The following is a 2,755-nucleotide window of genomic DNA, read 5'->3' on the forward strand; positions in this document are numbered from 1 at the left end:
GGTGAACGGGGCGATTTCGCCCCATTTGCCGCTTTGCAGTTCCTGCCAGATGCGCTTACCGATTGTTGATGTATCATCAGGAGTGGCAGTGTAAGGGACTGGCTGCGGCTGGCCGTCAAACCAAACGTCACAGTCTACAGCGCTATTTTCTGTATAGCGGGGATTAATGATTTCTTTGATTTCCACGATGCATTCCTCACGCTGTGCGAATAAAAAGCCCAATCATCGCGTCGGAACCATAGGTGTTTGTTACCCCGGACAGGGCGCGATATGTACCCGGTAATGAATGACCTGCATTTCCCATAACGTAGAATTGCGGGCTTGATGAATACGTTCCGGCTGGATTGTAGGGCGCTGAAATTCCCACCGGCCCCAGCCGTGAGCCTGCGTAATATTGCCCCCTCACAAGCTTGATTTTTGTATCTCCGTCAGTCGTTCCCTGGTATGCAGCAATAATCAGTCCACCAACATCAGGGTCTCCCCACTCATTGCTGATGGTCCCCCCCATAACATTATAAATATCGGCTGTGGATATCTTTATTCGCTCCCAGCCAACAAGACGCCCGTAAATATATCGGTTAAACCAGATATCACCGTTTCCTGCATAAAACATTATGCATTTTGCAGCATCTGACGGGGGCTTTGTTTCGTACTGGTTCATCTGCCAGATAACATCAAGAATACCCGTAAAATAAACACCAGGTATGATTGTTCCCTGATTAGGGACGGTTACCGCATAACGTCCCGGATAAGCGTTTGTTACCCACGTGGTCAGCTCCGATGTGTTTTTAAAGGTGAGCTGGTCTTCTTTTCCAAACGGATAACCAAATCCGAATGCACCAGGAAGGGCCAGTTTATCTTCCGCCCGGTCATAAATATCACTCTGGGCGCTGTACGTATTCTTTTGCAACTCAAGAACAGACAGCATGTCTTCCGCTGTAGTCTGAGCAAGCAGCAGCCGGGCTTTTTCTGACAGTGGAGACAGTGAAGCATTCCCGTCCTGATTAAAGCACAGAAGATTATCTGCCCGTTGCGTCAGTTCACTGATAGCCGTCAGCACATCGTTCAGCGGTTGTTTACCGGCCAGCGCGTTCATGATTGTCGTCGCAAAGTTCGGGTCATTACCCAGCGCCGCTGCCAGCTCGTTCAGCGTGTCCAGGGCTTCCGGTGACGAGTCAACCAGTGCAGCAAGCAGTTTGCGGACAAACGCCGCATTGGCTATTTCATTACCTGCTGCATCATCTGGTGGTGTTGGCGTGGACGGCGTTCCGGTCAGTGCCGGGCTGTTCAGTGGCGCACAGGTTTCAATCAGTGCCCGGAGTGAAGCCTCGTTGACTTTCAGGTTTTCCCAGCCAACCAGATAACCATCTCCGGTAGTCCAGTAGCGATTGTAATAAATGTGGCCGTTAATACCGTAAAAAATAATGATTTTAGCCACATATGCCGGATTGGGGTTGGTTTGAGGTTCCGGCCAGATAATTTCAACGGTGCCGCTGAACAGGACTCCGGGAATCACTTTATCTGCGCCACAAACGACATAACGACCGGGTTTTGCTGTTTTTACCCAGCGGAGAAAATCGGCCTCTGTTTTAAACTCGGTCCTGTCGCCGCTGGAAAATATTTTCCCGAATCCGAACATGCCAGGAACCGCCAGACGGCCTTCGGTGCGGTCGTAAATACTCTCCTGCGCATCCTTTTGTGCTGCATTGCCCAGTTGTGGCGTCAGATTCGTCCAGGTGACCGGGGCGGAGAGGTTATCACCACGAACGGTCATAAGAATCCGTCCGTCTTTTCCAAAAAACAGAACCAGCTTTGTTGCTGTCTGGCTGGTTTTGTCGTCCCAGCCATTATCCAGCCAGATAATTTCTGTTATTCCGGTTGTTTTTTCCGTTTGTGTGGAAAAGGTGTAATACCGTCCCGGGTGCAGGTTGTGAGCGGTTCTGGCTACAGTCGCCATATCGCTGGCAATAATTGAACGTGCTCCGGCGTCCGTCATTCCGTAACCATACGCACCGGGAAGCGCAACACGGCCTTCCATGCTGTCGTAAAGGTCTATCTGAATATCCCTTACCGCTGCGCTTTTCAGCTCAAGCTCATTGCGCATGGCTTCCACTGTGGCCTGTGCCAGCAGTGACCGGGCTTTTTCTGACAGCGGAGACAATGAAGCATTTCCGTCATGATTAAAGCACAGAAGATTATCTGCCCGTTCTTCCAGATTACTGATTGCGGTTAACACGTCACTGAGTGGTTGTTTACCCGCCAGCGCGTTCAAGATTGTTGTCGCAAACTCCGGGTCATTGCCCAGCGCCGCTGCCAGCTCGTTCAGTGTGTCCAGGGCTTCCGGTGACGAGTCAACCAGTGCAGCAAGCAGTTTGCGGACAAATGCCGCGTTCGCCATCTCCAGCCCGGTCGCATCGTCCGGCGGGGTTGGTGTGGTGGGCGTGCCGATGAATGCCGGGCTGTCCAGCGGCGCTTTTGTTTTCGTCTCGTCCATGACGGCTTTGACGGCTTTTGGTGTGGCTGCCAGTTCTTCGCTGTCGTTGTCTGTATCACTACAGAGTTGCACCAGGCCTTTTTCTGTCGTGGAAGCATTGCTTCCCTTCAGGTCATCAACTATCCGTTGCGCCTCGTCCCTGTGCTGTTTCGCGCTCTGCTCGCTTTTTGCTGCCGCTTCGGCGCTGGCTTTTGCCTCACCGGTCAGCGTTGCGGCATCAGCAAGTTTATCGACCGCTTTCTGGACTATCTTATCGGCATC

At 52.0% G+C, this 2,755-nt stretch carries 1 protein-coding gene and 1 pseudogene; both read right to left on the reverse strand.

The window, feature by feature from the left end; translation table 11 throughout:
• A pseudogene (locus FQZ95_RS17870) lies at positions 1-222 on the reverse strand (hypothetical protein); the annotation flags it as partial.
• Positions 197-2,755, reverse strand: a 2,559-nt coding sequence (locus FQZ95_RS17875) for a tail fiber protein (RefSeq protein ID WP_160530476.1), incomplete at its 5' end; no start/stop codon positions are given. The gene FQZ95_RS17875 and the pseudogene FQZ95_RS17870, both read right to left, overlap by 26 nt.

This window comes from Escherichia sp. HH41S (assembly GCF_009820115.1).
In the GTDB taxonomy this organism is placed as follows: domain Bacteria; phylum Pseudomonadota; class Gammaproteobacteria; order Enterobacterales; family Enterobacteriaceae; genus Escherichia; species Escherichia coli_F.